The following is a 17,293-nucleotide window of genomic DNA, read 5'->3' as shown; positions in this document are numbered from 1 at the left end:
GGGGACGCGCGGCGCTGGCCTCAACTCAGGCGGAAGTTCATGGTCGTGCGCGTGGTGGTGGCTTCCGCCGCGCCATTGCGTTCCGCCGGCTTGAACTTCCAGCGCATCAGCGCGCGCACCGCGCTGCGGTCGAACAAGCCCTCCGGTTCGCTGCGCACGACGCGGATCTCCTGCGGGCTGCCGCTGGTGGTGACGAGGAACTCGAGCTCGACGAACCCTTCGATCTTGCGGCTGCGTGCCTGCGGCGGATAGTCGGGTGTGACCTTCGCGATCGGACGCGGTGCGGTCAGTGATGGGCTGGCGGGAGCGGTGGCGGTCGCCGGCACGTTCGGTGCCGACGCTGCAACGGCCGGCGCGGAAGTTGGCTGAGACGTTGTCTTCGCATGGTCCGCATCCGCAACAGCTGCTGGAGCCGGCTTCGCGATCAAGTTCCGCGACCGAGATGCGGCCGCGGTTTCGGTTTCGTTGTCGCTGCTTGGCGGGCTGGCCGGCGCGGCCGCGGCGATCCGCGCCGTGGCCTCGGCGGCGGCTTCTTGCGCGATCTGCTGCCTCAGTTGCGTCAACTGGGTGCGCGCACTGTGGGTGACCGCAGAATCGCTGTTGAGGCGCGTGAGCAGTGCCAGCAAGCGTTCTGCCTCGGCCGGGTCGCGATTGCGAATGGCGGCTTCGAGCGCAAAGTTCGCCAGCGGCATCAGTTCAACCAGCGCTTCGGCCAGGCCTGGATGCAGCGGATCTAGATCGCGCACCGCGAGGAAGATCTCGACCGCGTTGTCGCCAGCCGGGGACGCGATGCGGTTGGCGCGGAAGGCGTCATTGGCACGGCGCATCAGCTCGGTCGCCGATGCGGGCGCGGCTTCTGGCACTGCGGCGATCGGCGATGCGCCAGCCGGCACGGTGGCCGTGGGGAGGTCCGAAGGCGGTTCCGTGCAGCCATTGATCAGGGTGGCGATGGCGATGGTCAGCAGCAGCGGACGCAAGCGCGGGAAGGGTGCGGACATGGCGAGGGCTCGGCACGGGGAACGGACGCGGAGCCTACGGGCCAGCGATGACAAGGTCGCGACATCACCCTGACGCGCGCCCGAACTGCGACGCGCATCACACGAAATCACCCGCGCGTGATGCCTTCGATCTTCTGGTAGCCACGTGGCAGCAGGGTGCCGCGGGTGGCGCGGGCGGCGGCGACTTCGACGAGGTCCGACCAGGAACGCTTGAGCGGGCGACCGCCGGCGGTGACGATGACGTCGGCGCCTTCGGGGATGACCACAAGACCGAGCAGGCGCTCGCCGGTGGCGAAGCTCTTGCGCGGGATTTCGATCAGCTTGTTGCCCTTGCCGCCCTTGTCCAGTTCCGGCAGTTCGGCGACCGAGCACATCAGGATGTAGCCGGCGCTGGTCACCGCGACGATGCGGTCGCGTGCCGAGTCGTTGCAGACGGACACCGCCGCCACGCGCGCACCTTCGGGCAGCGACACCAGCGCCTTGCCGGCCTTGTTGCGCGAGGCGAGAGCGTCGTAGCGGGTGACGAAGCCGTAGCCGAGGTTGGTCGCGATCACCAGTTTCTGTTCGACATCGGCGATCGCGACGGCATCGAAGCGTGCGCCCGCCGGCAGCGTGAAGCGACCGGTCAGCGGCTCGCCATTGCCGCGCGCCGAGGGCAGGGTATGCGCCGGCGTGGTGTAGGCGCGGCCGCTGGAGTCGATGAAGGCCGCCTGCTGGTTCGACTTGCCGCGCGCGAACCCGAGCAGCCCGTCGCCTTCGCGGTAGGACAGGCTGGCCGGGTCGATGTCGTGGCCCTTGGCCGAGCGCACCCAGCCCTTCTCCGAAATCACGATCGTCACCGGCTCGGCTGCGACCAGATCGGATTCCGACAGCGCCTGCGCCGCGCCGCGTTCGATCAGCGGCGAGCGGCGCGGATCGCCGTACTGCTTGGCGTCCTGCAGCAGTTCGTCCTTGACCAGTGCGCGCAGTCGCTCCTTCGACTTGAGCGTACTGACGATGCGCGCGCGCTCCTCTTCCAATTCATCCATCTCGCCGCGGATCTTCATTTCCTCGAGTCGCGCGAGTTGCTTGAGGCGCGTGTCGAGGATGTAGTCGGCCTGGATCTCGCTGAGTTTGAAGCGCGCCATCAGCACCGGTTTCGGTTCATCCTCGGTGCGGATGATGCGGATCACTTCGTCGAGGTTGAGATAGGCGATGCGCAGGCCTTCGAGCAGGTGCAGGCGCTTCTCGACCTTGTCGAGACGGAACTGCAGGCGCCGCCGCACGGTGTCGGTACGGAACGTCAGCCATTCGCCGAGGATGGTCTTCAGCGGCTTCAGCTGCGGTCGGCCATCGAGGCCGATCAGATTCATGTTGACGCGGAAGCTCTTCTCCAGATCGGTGGTCGCGAACAGATGCCCCATCAGTTCTTCGGCGTCGACGCGGTTGCTGCGCGGAATGATGACGATGCGCACCGGGTGTTCGTGGTCGGACTCGTCGCGCAGGTCCTCGACCAGTGGCAGCTTCTTGGCGCGCATCAGGTTGGCGATCTGCTCGATGATCTTGGTCGGCGAGACCTGGTGCGGCGTTGCGGTGATGACGATGTTGCCGTCCTCGCGCGTGTACACGGCGCGTGCCCGCACCGAGCCATTGCCGGTCTCGTACATTGCCAGCAGTTCGGCACGCGGGGTGATGATCTCGGCCTCGGTCGGGTAGTCAGGCCCGAGGATGTGCTCGCACAGATCGCGTGTGCTCGCCTCGGGGTCGTCGAGCAGGCGGATGCAGGCGCTCGCGACTTCGCGCAGGTTGTGCGGCGGAATGTCGGTGGCCATGCCCACCGCGATGCCGGTGGTGCCGTTCAGCAGCACATGCGGCAGCCGAGCCGGCAGCCAGTTCGGTTCCTGCAGGGTGCCGTCGAAGTTCGGGCCCCAGTCGACCGTGCCCTGGCCGAGCTCGTCGAGCAAGACGGCGGCGATCCGGGTCAGCTTCGACTCGGTGTAGCGCATTGCCGCGAAGCTCTTCGGGTCATCCGAGGAGCCGAAGTTGCCCTGGCCCTCGATCAGCGGATAGCGGAACGAGAACGGCTGCGCCATCAGCACCATCGCCTCGTACGCGGCGCTGTCGCCGTGTGGATGGAACTTGCCGATCACGTCGCCGATGGTGCGCGCCGACTTCTTCGGCTTGGCCGCGGCATCGAGTCCGAGTTCGCTCATGGCGTAGATGATGCGCCGCTGCACCGGCTTGAGCCCGTCGCCGACAAAGGGCAGGGCGCGGTCGAGCACGACGTACATCGAGTAGTCGAGGTAGGCGCGTTCGGCGTAGTCCTTGAGCGGAACTTGCTCGAAGCCATGGAAACTGGGGCGGGCGGGATCGGTCATGCGGGGTCCTTCGGGGTCGGGCATTATCCGGCTTCGCATCGTGGCGACAAGGTGCACCGGCTGGCGATATGCTGCCGGCGCCCCTGTTCGCACCGGCATGCCGCATTCCGCAACCGACCTGAAACCCCGGGCCATCGTGCCGCTGCTCGCAGCGCTGGCGATGTTCGGGCCGTTCACCATCGACTCGTTCTTCCCGGCCTTCGCGGAAGTGGCGACGAGCCTGCACGCCAATCCGTGGCAGATGCAGCAGACGATCAGCGCCTACCTGCTCGGCTATGCGCTGATGTCGTTCCTGCACGGACCGCTGTCGGACGCGCACGGCCGGCGCGTCGTGATCCTGTATGGAGTTTCCAGCTACATCCTGGCGTCGATCGTGTGCACGATCGCGCCGAACATCGAAACCCTGCTGCTTGCGCGCTTCTGGCAAGGCTGCTCGACCGGCGCCGGCATGATTGTGGGGCGCGCGATCATCCGCGACCGCTTCCATGGCGGCGAAGCGCAGCGCGTGATGTCGTGGGTGGCGATGCTGTTCGGCATCGCACCGGCGCTGGCGCCGATCGTCGGCGCCATCATCCATGGCTTCGCCAGCTGGCGCGCGATCTTCGCGTTCATGGTCGTGTACGGCGCACTGATGCTGTGGGCCTGCGTGCGCCAGTTGCCGGAAACTCACGCGCCGGCGGCGCGGGTGCCGCTGCGGCCGATCTCGCTGTTCGCGACCTACCGACGCATCGCGCTGGATCGCCCGTTCATGCTCTGGATCGGCGCCACCGGCCTGTTCTTCGGCGGGCAGTTCGTCTACATCAGCTCGGCGCCGGTGTTCATCGAGCAGTTCCTGAAGCTGGATTCGTTCGGCTACGCCTGGTACTTCGTGCCGACCATCGTCGGCATGAGCATGGGTTCGGCGCTTTCGGCGCGGCTGGCCGTGCGCACCAGCCCCGCGCGCTGCGCCTACATCGGGCTGCTGGTGATGGTCGCAGGCCAGGCGATCAACCTGGCCTACAACGCAGTGGCCGAGCATCCGGCGGTGCCCTGGGCAGTACTGCCGTTCGCGATCTACGGCTGCGGCGTGTCGCTGGCGACGCCGCCGATCAACGTCGCCACCCTCGATCGCCACCCGCTGCACCGCGGCGCCGCGGCTTCGGTGCAGTCGGCGATGTGGTCGCTGATGATGGTGTTCGTCTCCGGCTTCGCAGCGCCGCTGGTGCACGACACGCCGCTGCACCTGGCGCTGGCCTCGCTCGCCTTCTGGACCGCCGGCGCGCTGTGCCTGTGGCTCGGCCCGCAGATCGTTTTCGTGCAAGCACCAACGCGCGCGGACGCGGCGGAATCGGAGCTCGAGGAACCGGTTTGATGAGGCGAGTCGTGGTCGATGCAATGCTAGACGTCGAACCGAAACGCAGCGCGGTCGTGAGTGCGGCGCATGCGCGTGGCGGACGCATGGTGCCGGTGCAGCGCCTGCTCGCGTTGCGGGAGACCACGACCGATGCGCGCCCGGCTTGAGCTGGCCTGTACGGCACTGCGGCAGGCGCTGCGTGCGTTGCGGCGTGCGCCGGGATTCACCGCGACCGCGCTTGTCGCGCTGGTGCTCGGGCTGGCCGCGGCTGGTTCGATGTTCGCCATCGTGTACGGCGTGTTGCTGGCGCCGCTGCCTTACGGCGATTCGGAACGCCTCGTCGATGTCGGGCTGCAGTCGGCCGATGGGCAGCGCATCCAGCAGCCGCCCGCCGCCTACCTGACCTATCGGGCGCTGGCGGATCGGCTCGACGGCATTGGGTTCCACCGCAGCGGCAACGCCATCATCGGCGACGAAGGCGAATCGGTCGAACGCGTCGCCGCGACCTGGGTCACGGCGTCGACCCTTCCGCTCCTGCGCGTGAATCCGTTGCTCGGCCGCAGCTTCAATGCCGACGAGGAGCGCCGCGACGGTCCGCAGGCGGTGATCCTGAGCGAGTCCGAATGGCGGATCCGGTTTCATGCCGCGCCTGATGTCATCGGACGGACGCTCGTGGTCAACAGCGTGCCGCGCGTGATCGTCGGCGTGATGCCCGAGGGTTTCGCGTTCCCCTTGGCCGGCGCTCGCATCTGGCTGCCGGTGCGCACCCATGGCGATGCGCTCGTGGGAGAGTTCCTGTTTTCCGCCGTGGCGCGACTGGCACCGGGGGTGTCGGTGGCCGAGGCCGAAGCGCAACTCGCGGCCGTCTTGCCGCAGATGGGGGTGTCCGCGCCGCGCCTCGCGTCCGGCGCTTCGACCGCCAGCTGGTTTGCCGAAGTGCGGCCGCGCCCGGTGGTCACGCCGCTGCGCGAGCACATCACGGGGCGCTTCGCGAGTACCCTGCGGCTCGTCGCGGCAGCGGCCGTGCTGGTGCTGCTGGTCGCCTGGGCCAATGTCGCGAATCTCGTGCTGATTCGCGCCGAGGACCGCGCCGCCGAGTTCGGCTTGCGTGCCGCTCTGGGCGCCGGTCGATTCCGCACGGTCGCGCATCTGCTCTCGGAGTCGCTGTGGCTCGGGTTGCTGGCCGGGGCCATCGCCCTGGTCCTGATCGCGATTGCGCTGCGCCTGTTCGCGACGCTGGGGCCGCAGGCGTTGCCGAGAATGGCCGAGATCGGTCTGGGCTGGGCGACGTTCGGGTTCGTCGCGCTGGCGGCGCTGACCGGGGCGTTGCTGTGCGCCGCGGTGGCGGTGCTGCGCATTCGCTCGGCGCAGGCGGCGCTCGATCTGCGCGGCGGCAGCCGGATGGCCTCGGGCGGACGTGGCCGGCAGCGGCTGCGCGACATCGTCGCGGCGCTGCAGATCGCCTTGGCCTTCGCGGTTGCGGTCGGCGCGTTGCTGCTGGCGCGCACGGCGTACCGGCTGGATGCCGTGGAACCCGGTTTCGAGGCCGAAGGCGTGATCCTGGTGCGCACTGGATTGCCCATGGCCCGCTATGACGATGCGTCCGCGACAGCGTTTTATGCGCGTCTGGGCGAACGCACCGCGCAGTTGCCGTCGGTGCGCGCGGCCGGCGTGGTCGCGACCGCGCCGCTCGAGGGCCGAGACACCATGAAGCTCAGCCTCGATCGCGGCGTAGGCGGGCAGTCCCTGGCCTTGCCGGTCAACGTCGCCGATGCCGGCTACTTCCGCGCGATGCGGATTCCGCTGCTTGCCGGTCGCGGGTTTCGATCCGCAGACCTGGAAGACGGCCGCAACGTCCTGGTCAGCCAGCGTGCCGCAGCGATGCTCTTCGGCGAAGGCGACATCGGCCGCATCGTTGGAAAAACGCTGGCCGTGACCTCGTCGGACCTGCGCTACACCGTGGTCGGCGTGGTCGGCGACGTGCATGCGCACAGCCTGGCGCTGCCACCGACGGCGATGCTCTATCGGCCGAATCGGGCACCCAGCGAGCCGTTGCGCGAGCCCGGCGCGCGCGGCGGGATGGTGCTCGCGGTCCGTACCGAAGTCGCGGCGGACGCCGTGTTGCCGGCGATCCGCAAGATTCTGCGCAACATCGATCCCGGCATCCCGATCTTCAGCGTCGAACCGATGCGCAACGTGCTCGGCCGTTCGCAGGCGCAGTGGTCGCTGGCACTGGCGCTCACCGTCGCCGCTGCGGCGGTCGCTTCGGTGCTGGGCATGATCGGCCTGTACGGAGTGATGGCGTATTGGGTGGCACTGCGCCGGCGCGAGTTCGGCATCCGCGTCGCGCTCGGCGCCAGCGCAAGCGCGATCGCGCGTGCCGTCGTGGTGCGTGGCCTGCTGCTCGGCGTCCTCGGCGTCGGGGCCGGATGCTTCCTGTACGCCCTCGGCGCGCCCCTGCTGCACGCGCTGCTGTACGGGGTGACGGCGTACGATCCCGCGACGCTTGCAGCGGCGGCGCTGCTCGTCGTCGGCATGGCGATGACGGCGAGCTCGCTGCCCGCGCGGCGCGCGGCCAAACTCGACCCGGCGGAAGCGTTGCGCGCCGACTGAAAGAAAAACGGGCCGAAGCCCGTTTTTCGTTCGCATCGAGCCGACGTGCGGATCAGGCCGCCGGCGGCGTCCACGAGCACTGCTGGCCCTGGTTCTTTTCCTGTAGCCAGGCCATCAGCGGCGCGAAGTAGTCGAGGATGGCGCTGGCGTCCATCTGCTCGGTGCCGGTGAGTTCCTTGAGTGTGGCCGGCCACGGCTGGCTTTGGCCATGCTGCAGCATCGCCCAGTACTTCTTGCCGGCTTCCTTGTTGCCGTAGATCGAGCATTCGTGCAGCGGCCCTTGAAGCCGGCCGCATCGCAAAGCGCCTTCTGGAACTGGAACTGCAGGATGAACGACAGGAAGTAGCGCGTGTACGGCGTGTTGCCCGGGACGTGGTACTTGGCGCCCGGATCGAAATCGGCTTCGCTGCGTTGGTTGGCCGCGGCGACGCCCTGGTACTTCGCGCGCAAGTCCCACCAGGCCTTGTTGTAGTTCTCCGGCGCGATGCGGCCGGAGAACACGCCCCAGCGCCACTGGTCGATCATCTTGCCGAAGGGCAGGAACGCGACCTTGTCCATCGCCATCTTCATCTGCTCGTTGATCAGCGCTTCCTTGCTCACCGTCGGGGTGCCGACCAGGCCGATCGAGTTCAGGTAGTTCGGCGTCAGCGACAGCACGATGGTGTCGCCGATGGCTTCGTGGAAACCGTCGTGCGCGCCGCTCTGGAACAGCGGCGGCAGATGGTTGTAGGCGAGGTAGTAATAGACGTGGCCGAGCTCGTGGTAGATCGTGGTCAGCTCGTCCTCGGTCGGGGCGATGCACATCTTGATGCGCACGTCGCCGCTGTAGTTCATGTCCCAGGCGCTGGCGTGGCAGACCACATCGCGGTCGCGCGGCTGGACGAACTGGGTGTTGGTCCAGAACGATGCCGGCAGCTTGGGCATGCCGAGCGAGACGTAGAAGCCCTCGGCCAGTTCGGCCATCTTCTTCGCGTTCGCCAAGTCGGCCTGGCGGCCGATTTCGATCTGGCGGGCGGGGTCGACCTTGCCGGCGGCCTTCATCATCGCGTCGAACCCGGCATCACGCTGCTTCTGCAGGCCGGCGTTGACATCGAGGCTGGACACGCCCGGGTAGGGTTCGACCAGGTCCCAAATGTTGCCCCACTGCTGCGCCCACATGTTGCCGGTCAGGTGCGCCGGGATCATGCCGTTGACCTGGCCCTTGTCACCGTACTTCTCGACCAGTTTGCCGCGGGTGTAGCAGTGCAGCTGTTCGTACAGCGGCTTGACCTGATCCCACAGGCGATCGGTTTCCTGCTCGAACGCGGCCGGGCTCATGTCGTAGCCGGAGCGCCACATCTCGCCGACGTCGGCGTAGCCAAGTTCCTTGGCGCCTTCGTTGATCAGCCCGGCGAAGCGCTGGTAGTCGGCGCGCATCGGCTTGGAGATGGTGTGCCAGCCGTTCCAGGCATCGAGCTGGGCGTCGTAGTCGCGGCTTTTCGCGAGCACTTCGGAAAGTACGACCAGGTCGCGGCACTGGTCGCCGCTCTCGCCGTCGCGGCAATACTTGCCGGCGCCGTACATGCCTTCCATCTTGGTCGCGATCGCGGTCAGTTCGCCGAGTTTGGTCGGGTCCTTCGGAGCCGGCATCGCCGTCGACAGCTTCAGCAGGTCGATGGCGCGGCGTGTATCCGGCTTCAGTTCGACGCCGTTGAACTGTACCGACTTGTCGACGTTCGCCTTCAGCTCACCGAGAAACTTCTCGTTCGATTTCGCCGCCAGCAACTGGGTGTCGCCATTGATGTAGGTGACCGAGAGCCACTGCGCCGCGGTGATTTCCGGATAGTCCTTCTTGATCTTTGCGTTGATGTCGGCGACGAACTTGTCGGCGCCGGCGGCATCCGGCTTGGCACTGTCGGCGGCCGGCTGTGCGGGCTGGTTCTGGCAGGCGGCGAGGCCGAGCGCGACCGCGCCGGCGAGCAGAGTACGGGTGAGATTCACGGAATGCTCCGAGGTAGCAGTGTAGGTGGGAGAGGGGGCGGCGCAGGCTAGTGGCCGCGCCGGTCGGCGGCAAGTGAGGTTGCAGCATGCGTGAGCGGGTCGATCAGGCCGCGGCAAAGCAGCCAGGCGCGTGCATCCTCGGCATCACGCTCGAACCACGCGCGCGTGCTGCCGAGGCGGAAGCTGTAGCCCCAGAGGTCCATGTCGGCCATGAGACGGTCGCGGCCCACGTCGGGCAGTTCGTCGCCCAGCAGGATCTGCAGATAGCAGGCCGCGTCTTCCTCGAGTTGGCAACTGCTGGCATCGGTGTGCAGCGCTGCGCGCTTTTCGGGGGGAGCACAAATGACGTGGCAGGCCTCGTGCAACAGCGAGTGCAGCGGCGTGTCGGCTCGGGCGTACAGGTGCATGCCTATGATGCCGGCCTCGGGCTCGCCCCAATAGCTGCCGGGAATCTCCGCTCCGGCATCGACCCGGTTCAACACCAGCCCGAAGCGCCGCAGCAGCGCGACGAGGCGCTCAGGATCGACCGCGGCCAAGGTCAACACTTCGCCCATGGACCAGCGCTCAGCCGTGCTTGACGGCCCGCGTCGCCGCCGCCACGCGCTCGCGTTGCGCGAGCCAGGGCATCGACGGCAGCCGGCTCTGGCCGCTGCTGCCATAGGTGTCGCGAACCCAGGGGAAGCTGCACAGGTCCTTGGCCAGAAGACTCACGCGACCGTAGGGTTCGAGCGCCTGTTGGCCGACTTCGCGGAAGCCATAGGTGCCATGAAACAACACTGAGGCGTCGTCGCGCGGCTCGAGCTGGACTTCACAGCACAGGCGCGGGCTGCGCACTTCGGCGAAGCTCTGCACGTCGGCGTAGAACACACGACCGAGACCGTGGCGGCGATAGGCGCTGGCGACGACGATGCGATCGATGTAGACGAAATCATCGTATTCGCGTCTGAACCAGTGGAAGTTCGGGCTGTGGTAGTCGGCGTCGGGACTCAACGCGACCAGGAATCCGGCGAGGTGACCGTCGATCTCGGCGACCCGGAAATAGTGCGCCTCCGCGAAAAACCGGCGCGCGCTTTCGCCATCGATCGGCAGGATGGTGGGTCCGGCGCTGTTGTTCAGGGCAAGAACTTGGTCGAGTTCGTGATCACGAACATCGCGCAGACGTAGCGTCATGAGGTCGCGGCGGGACAGGGGAGCGGGCGCGGATTATGGCAGACCGGGAAGCATTGACCAGTCGCGCGGGCATGACTTTCGTGGCGTGCTGTGGCACTGGACGAGGCCCTATCATGGCGCTATGGCGCTGACCCGCATCGACCACGTGAGCTGGCTCCGCTACGGCGGGCTGTTCACCTATGCCTGCGTCGGCGTGCCGCTGTTGCGCGAGTCGTGGCTGCTCGCGATCGACGTCGGCTGGCTGTCCGGATCGACGAGTGACGCGCCGCTGCTCGAGCTGAGTCCGCTCGAATGGCGCAATTTCATCGGGTGGTGGCTCGCGTACGTCGCTTTCGGGCTGTCCTACTGGTGGCTGACACAAGGCTTGTTCCGCGTCCGCCGACGCGCGGTACGCGTGCCGCTGCTCCTGGTGATGACGCTGGCGGCCTCCGCGATCAGCTGGTTCAGCCAGAGCGGCCTGTCCGGGATCCTGTTGGCGGTGATGGCCGGCGTGCTGCCTTGGCTGCTGTCGCAGCGCGCAGCGGTCGGCTGGGCGGTGGTGCAGAACCTGAGCCTGCTGCCGGTGTTCATGGGGCTTCGCGACCTGACCGGTGAGCCCTTGTACGGCTGGTTCGATGCGGTTCTGCAGAGCTTTCTCTACCTCGGATTCTCGAGCTTCACCTTCGTCACCTCGATGGTCGCGCGCGGCCAGACCGACGCGCGCGAGGAACAGCGCCGGCTCAACTCGGAGTTGCGCGCGACCCGTGCTCTACTGGCCGAGTCCAGTCGCATCGCCGAGCGCGTGCGCATCGCGCGCGAGTTGCACGACCTCGTCGGTCACCACCTGACCGCACTTACGCTCAACCTCGAAGTCGCGAGCCACCTGGTCGAGGGCAATGCCAAGGACAAGGTGCGCCAGGCGCAGTCGGTGGCCAAGCTGCTGCTCTCGGATGTGCGCGAAGTCGTCAGCCAGTTGCGCGACGAGGCCGAAATCGACCTCGGCGGTGCATTGCGCTCGCTGGTCGAGGGCGTGCCCGCGCCGAAGGTGACCATGGAGTTGCCGGAGGACTTCCGCGTGGAAGACGCGCGGCGTGCCCACGTGCTGTTGCGCTGCGCCCAGGAGATTCTTACCAATACCATCCGTCACGCCCGCGCCGAGCATCTGTGGCTGAGTTTTGCGCGCGAGACCGACGGCACGCTGACGCTGCGCAGTCGCGACGACGGAGTTGGCGGCGAGGCAATCGCGGTCGGCAACGGCTTGTCCGGCATGCGCGAGCGCCTCAATGAATTCGGCGGAACACTGGAATTCGAAACTGCCCCCGGCCGCGGCTTCCGGCTCGCGGCCCACTTGCCAATGGAGAGCAAACCATGATTTCCGTCGTACTCGTTGATGACCAGACTCTGGTGCGCCAGGGCGTGCGCAGCTTGCTTGAGCTGTCCGATTCGATTCGCGTGGTCGCCGAGGCCGCCGACGGTGCCCAGGCGATCGAGATCATTCCGCGTCTGAAGCCCGATGTCGTGCTGCTCGACATGCGCATGCCGAACCTCTCCGGGCTCGACGTACTGAAGACGTTGACGGCGCGCAGCCAACTGCCACCGACGATCATTCTCACCACCTTCGACGACGACCAGTTGGTGCTCGCCGGGCTCAAGGCGGGCGCACGCGGGTACCTGCTCAAGGACGTGACCTTGGAGCAGTTGGTGGACGCGGTCAAGACCGTTGCCGGCGGCGGCTCGCTGGTCAAGCCGGCGGTCACCCAGCGTTTGCTGGCCGGCCTCGAGCACATGCACAACCAGTTCGCCAGCCTGGATCAGCCCGACCCGCTGACCGAGCGCGAGACCGAGATCCTGCGGCTCATGGCTGGCGGTTACAGCAACAAGGAAATCGCCAATTCGCTAGGCGTGGCCGAGGGCACGGTGAAGAATCATGTCTCCAACATCCTGTCCAAGCTCGGCGTGCGCGATCGCACGCGGGCCGTGCTCAAGGCCTTCGAGATCGGTATCGTGTGACGGTTTTCGCAGCCGCCGGTAGCAAAGCAGCGGCCGAAGCCAGTAACATCGCCCACCTTTTGCGCCCCCGGAAAGAAGCCCCTGCCCATGTTGCGAATCGTCGAAATTGTCCTGGCGGTCATCTTTGCCGCGCTGTTCTTTGTCGTGCTTGGCCTGTTCTTCGGCAAGGACGCCCGCATCACCCGCACGGTCGAGGTTGGCAACCCGATCACCCAGGTGCATGACAACCTCAACGGTTTCCACAACTTCACGCAGTGGAATCCGTGGCTCCATGTCGATCCGGAGATGAAGCAGACGGTCAGCGGCGAGACCTTCGGGGTCGGTGCGCGGCTCGACTATGAAAGCGCCGAAGACCGCGTCGGCAATGGCTCGCTGCAGTTGATCGAGAGCTCGCTTGAGGAGACTGGCAAGATCCGTTTCGCGGTCGACAACGACTGGCTCGGTACCAACAAGGAACTGGTGTTCCACTTCAGGCAGGACCCGAAGACCCGCGCCGTCAGTATCGTTGCCGAGTTCGACGTCGAATATGGCTGGAACGTGATCGGGCGATACGCCGGTCTCTATCTGGACGGCCGCATCGGCGAGGATCTCGAAATCGCGCTGGCGCGCCTGGCCACCAACCTGGCCACCGTGCCCAAGGTGGACTACAGCCAAATGCTGGTGGAAGAGGTCGATCTCGCCGGGCAGAGCATTCTTTATGTGGGTGGCGGCATTCCGGCGGCACCGCGCAAGTGGGAAGAGGCCCAGATCGAGATGGACAAGGCCTGGAAGCAGGTCGAGGACTTCATGAAGTCGAGCAACATCACCGCGACCGGCCCGAAGCTGCGCGTGGTCAATGTGCTCGGTGAGGAGTTCAACGACTTCAGCATGGCTTATCCGGTCGACTCCGACAGCATCGCGGTCAAGAACAACGTGCGCATCGGCAAGACCTATGCCGGCAAGGCGCTCAAGTTGCAGTTCGTCGGTGACCGTCTCGCCATTGGGGTGCCGCGCGGCCCGCGCGAGGCGCTCAAGGCGTACGCGATGACCCACGGCCACGTCTATCCCTGGGACGGTTCCGGCCAGTACGACGAGTGGGTGGGCGACGATCCAGCCACCGGCTATCCGATGACCAATGTGTTCCTGCCGCTGATCAAGTAGTCCGGCAGCTGCTGCGCACCTCTCGCCCCGGTTTGTCCGGGGCGAGTCGTTTGTGCGGGAACTTTTCTTCCGCAGCGCGCACCCAGCACGGTTTGAAAATCCCGGCGCCTGCCCCCTGTCCGCGGCGCTGTTCCCGGTTCCACCAGCGCGAGTCGCGACCATGATCGAAACCAGAGACCTCGGCAAACGCTACGGCGATCTCGTCGCCGTGGATGGCATCAGTTTTTCTGTCCAGCCCGGACAAGTGCTCGGCTTCCTCGGGCCGAACGGCGCCGGCAAGTCCACGACCATGAAGATGCTGGCCGGATTCCTGACGCCGAGCGCCGGCAGCGCCAGCATTTGCGGTTACGACGTGATCGACTCGGCGCTGGCGGCAAAGCGACTGGTCGGCTACCTGCCCGAAGGCGCACCGAGTTATGGCGAGATGAGCGTGCGCGCCTTCCTCGAATTCGTCGCCGACATTCGCGGGCTCGATGGCAGCGCGCGGCGCCGGCAGCTCGACGATGCCATCGGTCGCCTGAGCCTGCAGGGCGTGGTGCAGCAGTCGATCGATACCCTGTCCAAGGGCTTCAAGCGCCGCGTCGGTCTGGCGCAGGCGATCCTGCACGATCCCAAGGTGCTGATCCTCGATGAACCGACCGACGGACTCGACCCGAACCAGAAGCACGAGGTGCGCGCCCTGATCCAGGCGATGGCCAAGGACAAGACCATCATCGTGTCCACGCATATCCTCGAAGAGGTCCATGCGGTGTGCAACCGCGCCATCATCATCGCGCGCGGCAAGGTGCTGGCCGACGACACGCCGGCCGCGCTCGAAGCACGTTCGCGCTTCCATCAGGCGGTTTCGCTGACCGCCGACAACGCCGCCGCAGTGCGCGATGTCCTGGTCCGCATCGGTGATGTCGCGGCGGTCGAGATCGACGCCCAGGACCTGCGCCTGACTGCCTTTCCGCGCAAGGGCAAGGCGATCTTCGCCAGTGTCGTCGAGGCCTTGCGTGCCAACGCCATCCAGGTGCGCGAGATTGCGCTCGAACAGGGCCGTCTCGACGAAGTATTCCGCCAGATCACCACGCCGGCAACGGAGGCAGCATGAACCCGATCCGTATCCTGTTCCGGCGCGAACTCGCGAGCTATTTTGCGACACCGGTCGCGTACGTGTTCATCGTCATCTTCCTGCTGCTGTCGGGAGCATTCACCTTCTACATGGGCGGCTTCTACGAACGCGGCCAGGCCGACCTGCAGCCGTTTTTCGGCTTTCACCCGTGGTTGTACCTGTTCCTGATCCCGGCGGTCGCGATGCGGCTGTGGGCCGAGGAGCGCAAGTCCGGCAGCATCGAGTTGCTGCTGACGCTGCCCGTGACCATGGGCCAGGCCGTGCTCGGCAAGTTCCTCGCCGCCTGGGCCTTTGTCGGCATCGCCCTGGCGCTGACCTTTCCGATCTGGATCACTGTCAACTATCTGGGAGATCCCGATAACGGCGTGATAGTCGCCAGCTACCTGGGTTCGTTGCTCATGGCCGGCGCATTTCTCGCGGTCGGTTCCTGCCTGTCGGCGATGACGCGCAACCAGGTGATCGCGTTCATCCTGACCGTGGTCGCCTGTTTCCTGCTGCTGCTGTCCGGCTTCCCGCTGGTGCTCGACTTCTTCCGCGGCCTGAACTTGCCGCAGGGCGTGATCGATGCGATCTCCGGGTTGTCGTTCCTGACCCATTTCAACGCGATCAGCAAGGGTGTGCTCGATTTGCGCGACCTGTTCTATTTCGCACTGATGATCGGCTTCTGGCTGTATGCCACGACCATCGTCATCGACCTCAAGAAAGCCGACTGAGGAGGCCGAGCCATGTTCCCACTGAATCGACGTACCCTGACCGGCGGCTCGCTGGTGCTGCTCGGCGTGCTGCTGGTCGCAGTGCTGGTGATCGGCAACGTGGTGCTGCGCGGTGCGCGCATCGACCTGACCGGAAACCGCCTGTACACGCTGTCGCAGGGCACCCGCAACATCCTCTCCGACATCGACGAACCGATCAATCTGTATCTGTTCTATTCCGACCGCGGCACCCAGGACATCCCGTTGCTGCGCAACTACTCGGTGCGCGTGCGTGAATTGCTGGAGGAAATGGCGGCGAAGAGCGGGGGCAAGCTTCACCTCTCGGTGATCGACCCGCTGCCGTTTTCCGAAGACGAGGATCGTGCCTCGGGTTTCGGGCTGCAGGCGCTGCCAGTCGGCCCGGCGGGCGAGTCGGTGTTCTTCGGTCTGGCCGGCACCAACAGCACCGACGGCCAGAGCGTGATTCCGTTCTTCCAGCCGGACAAAGAGGTGTTCCTGGAGTACGACATCGCCAAGCTGGTGCACAGCCTGGCGGTCGGCAAGAAGCCGGTGGTCGGCGTGATCTCGACGCTGAACATCGCGCCTGGTTTCGATCCGGCGACGCGCCAGATGCGCGATGGCTGGGCTTTCTACCAGGAACTCGGCGACCTGTTCGATGTGCGCCAGCTCAATCCGGCGGCAACTACCCGAATCGATGATGAGATCGGCACGCTGCTGCTGGTCCATCCCAAGGGCTTCAGCGAGGAGTTGCAGTACGCCATCGACCAGTTCGTGCTGCGCGGCGGGCGTCTGGTTGCATTCGTTGATCCCTATGCGGAGCGTGACGACTCCGGCAACGACCCGGAGAATCCACAAGCGGCGATGTTCGCCAAGCGCGATTCCGATCTGCCGGCGCTGTTCAAGGCCTGGGGTATCGACTACGACCCGGGCAAGGTGGTGCTTGACGCGGCCAATGCGCTGCCGGTGCAGACGCAGCCAAATGCGCCACCGACGCGTCATCTTGCGATCCTCGGTCTTGGCAAGGGCAGCCTGAGCCAGGACGAGATTCCGACCGCACAGCTGGAAACCGTCAACTTCTCGACTGCCGGCCAGTTCAAGCTGGTCGAGGGATCTACGTTGAAATTGATCCCATTCGCGCAGTCGAGCGGCGACGCCATGCTGTACGACGCCGAGCAGATGAAATTCATGCCCGATCCCGAGCAACTCTACGAGCGTTTCGCGGCGACCAAGGAGCACTACGTGATCGCCGGTCGGCTGGTGGGCAAGTTGAAAACCGCGTTCACGGGTCGCAGCGGCGACGGTCATCTCACAGACTCCAAGGGCGAGGCCAACATCGTGCTGGTCGCCGACACCGATGCGCTCAGTGACCGCCTGTGGGTGCAGGTGCAGAGCTTCTTCGGGCAGAAGCTGATGAACGCATTCGCCAACAATGGCGACCTGATCATCAACATCGTCGACAACCTGGCCGGTTCCGCCGATCTGATCGGAATTCGCGGTCGCGCCGCGTCGGCGCGTCCGTTCACCACCGTCGAGGCGATCAAGCGCCAGGCCGACCAGCGCTTCCGTCAGAAGGAGCAGGAGCTGCAGCAGCAACTCGCCGCGACCGAGCAGAAGTTGAACGAGTTGCAGCAGGGCAAGGCGGCCGAGAGTGCGACCATCCTGACCACCGAGCAGCAGACGGAACTGGAACGATTCCGTGCCGACAAGCTGCGGATTCGCAAGGAGCTGCGCCAGGTGAGGCGCCAGCTTGATGCCGATATCGAGTCGCTTGGCAGTCGTCTGAAACTCATCAACATCGGCCTGGTGCCGTTCCTGATCACGCTCGGCGCACTCGGTGTGCTGTGGTGGCGCAGGCGTGAGCGCATCAAGGCCTGAGCGGGAGAACA

At 66.1% G+C, this 17,293-nt stretch carries 13 protein-coding genes and 1 pseudogene; 9 read left to right on the top strand and 5 right to left on the bottom strand.

What is annotated here, in order from left to right; translation table 11 throughout:
* Window positions 1-20: 20 nt before the first annotated feature.
* Window positions 21-998, bottom strand: a complete 978-nt coding sequence (locus IPG63_16805) for an energy transducer TonB (protein ID MBK6728850.1) — start codon at window positions 996-998, stop codon at window positions 21-23.
* A 107-nt stretch (window positions 999-1,105) separates the two neighbouring features.
* On the bottom strand, window positions 1,106-3,355 hold the full coding sequence (gene parC, locus IPG63_16800; protein MBK6728849.1) for a DNA topoisomerase IV subunit A: 2,250 nt from the start codon (window positions 3,353-3,355) through the stop codon (window positions 1,106-1,108).
* Between the two features lie 97 nt (window positions 3,356-3,452).
* On the opposite strand from parC, the gene IPG63_16795 reads away from it, so the two are divergent.
* From IPG63_16795 to IPG63_16785, 3 genes are read left to right on the top strand one after another with little or no spacing between them, the layout of a single operon-like run.
* Window positions 3,453-4,706, top strand: a complete 1,254-nt coding sequence (locus tag IPG63_16795; GenBank protein MBK6728848.1) for a multidrug effflux MFS transporter — start codon at window positions 3,453-3,455, stop codon at window positions 4,704-4,706.
* Entirely contained in the window at window positions 4,706-4,855 is a 150-nt protein-coding gene (locus tag IPG63_16790; protein MBK6728847.1) for a hypothetical protein, read from the top strand. The genes IPG63_16795 and IPG63_16790 overlap by 1 nt, the downstream gene beginning before the upstream one ends.
* Window positions 4,839-7,301 carry an ABC transporter permease gene (locus IPG63_16785; GenBank protein MBK6728846.1) on the top strand — a complete coding sequence of 821 codons (2,463 nt, stop codon included), beginning with the start codon at window positions 4,839-4,841 and terminating at the stop codon, window positions 7,299-7,301. Before IPG63_16790 ends, IPG63_16785 begins: the two co-directional genes overlap by 17 nt.
* Before the next feature lie 52 nt (window positions 7,302-7,353).
* Here the strand turns inward: IPG63_16785 and IPG63_16780 are convergent.
* From IPG63_16780 to IPG63_16770, 3 genes and pseudogenes are all read right to left on the bottom strand, one after another.
* Window positions 7,354-9,281: pseudogene (locus IPG63_16780) on the bottom strand (M2 family metallopeptidase).
* A 47-nt stretch (window positions 9,282-9,328) separates the two neighbouring features.
* Complete coding sequence (locus IPG63_16775; protein ID MBK6728845.1) at window positions 9,329-9,835, bottom strand: hypothetical protein; 507 nt, start codon at window positions 9,833-9,835, stop codon at window positions 9,329-9,331.
* Window positions 9,836-9,845: 10 nt separating this feature from the next.
* Entirely contained in the window at window positions 9,846-10,451 is a 606-nt protein-coding gene (locus tag IPG63_16770; protein MBK6728844.1) for a GNAT family N-acetyltransferase, read from the bottom strand.
* 121 nt (window positions 10,452-10,572) lie between these two features.
* On the opposite strand from IPG63_16770, the gene IPG63_16765 reads away from it, so the two are divergent.
* From IPG63_16765 to IPG63_16740, 6 genes are all read left to right on the top strand, one after another.
* A complete protein-coding gene (locus IPG63_16765; protein ID MBK6728843.1) occupies window positions 10,573-11,802 on the top strand; it encodes a sensor histidine kinase in 1,230 nt (409 codons plus the stop codon).
* On the top strand, window positions 11,799-12,440 hold the full coding sequence (locus IPG63_16760; protein MBK6728842.1) for a response regulator transcription factor: 642 nt from the start codon (window positions 11,799-11,801) through the stop codon (window positions 12,438-12,440). Before IPG63_16765 ends, IPG63_16760 begins: the two co-directional genes overlap by 4 nt.
* Before the next feature lie 87 nt (window positions 12,441-12,527).
* Entirely contained in the window at window positions 12,528-13,580 is a 1,053-nt protein-coding gene (locus IPG63_16755) for a hypothetical protein (GenBank protein ID MBK6728841.1), read from the top strand.
* 160 nt (window positions 13,581-13,740) lie between these two features.
* Window positions 13,741-14,673 (top strand): ATP-binding cassette domain-containing protein, encoded by a 933-nt coding sequence (locus IPG63_16750; protein ID MBK6728840.1) that lies wholly within the window; start codon window positions 13,741-13,743, stop codon window positions 14,671-14,673.
* A complete protein-coding gene (locus IPG63_16745) occupies window positions 14,670-15,407 on the top strand; it encodes an ABC transporter permease subunit (GenBank protein ID MBK6728839.1) in 738 nt (245 codons plus the stop codon). The genes IPG63_16750 and IPG63_16745 overlap by 4 nt, the downstream gene beginning before the upstream one ends.
* A 12-nt stretch (window positions 15,408-15,419) precedes the next feature.
* A complete protein-coding gene (locus IPG63_16740) occupies window positions 15,420-17,282 on the top strand; it encodes a Gldg family protein (protein ID MBK6728838.1) in 1,863 nt (620 codons plus the stop codon).
* Window positions 17,283-17,293 lie beyond the last annotated feature (11 nt).

Source organism: Lysobacterales bacterium, assembly GCA_016703225.1.
Taxonomy (GTDB): Bacteria; Pseudomonadota; Gammaproteobacteria; order Xanthomonadales; family Ahniellaceae; genus JADKHK01.
The sequence above is the reverse complement of the archived record's forward strand: the minus strand, read 5'-3'. Positions and strand labels throughout refer to the sequence as shown.